1 protein-coding gene is annotated in these 359 nt (G+C 69.9%); it reads left to right on the top strand.

Annotated elements, in window-relative coordinates; translation table 11 throughout:
* Positions 1-359, top strand: a 359-nt coding sequence (locus tag AB1L30_RS01040) for a methyltransferase (protein ID WP_367011473.1), incomplete at both ends; no start/stop codon positions are given.

The raw sequence follows: 359 nt of genomic DNA, 5'->3' as shown, positions 1-359 counted from the left end.
GGGCAGACCGGCTTCGAGATGGTCTACGGCCAGCCGATCTTCCCCTACCTGGCCGAGAATCCGGAACCCGCCCGGGTCTTCGACGCCGCCATGACGAGCATCCACGGTCGCGAGACCGATGCGATCCTCGACGCCTATGACCTCTCCGGGGTCGACACCCTTGCCGACATCGGCGGCGGCAACGGCACCATGCTCCTGGGCGCCCTTCGACGGTACCCTTCCCTGAAGGGCCTGCTCTTCGACCTCCCCGGGGTCGTCGACCGGGCCCGCCCCGCCATCGAGGCCGCCGGGCAGGCTGGCCGTTGCGAGGCGATCGGCGGCGACTTCTTCCGATCCATCCCCCCGGGGGTCGATGCCTA

This window comes from Bremerella sp. JC817 (genome assembly GCF_040718835.1).
GTDB lineage: Bacteria > Planctomycetota > Planctomycetia > Pirellulales > Pirellulaceae > Bremerella.
The sequence above is the reverse complement of the archived record's forward strand: the minus strand, read 5'-3'. Positions and strand labels throughout refer to the sequence as shown.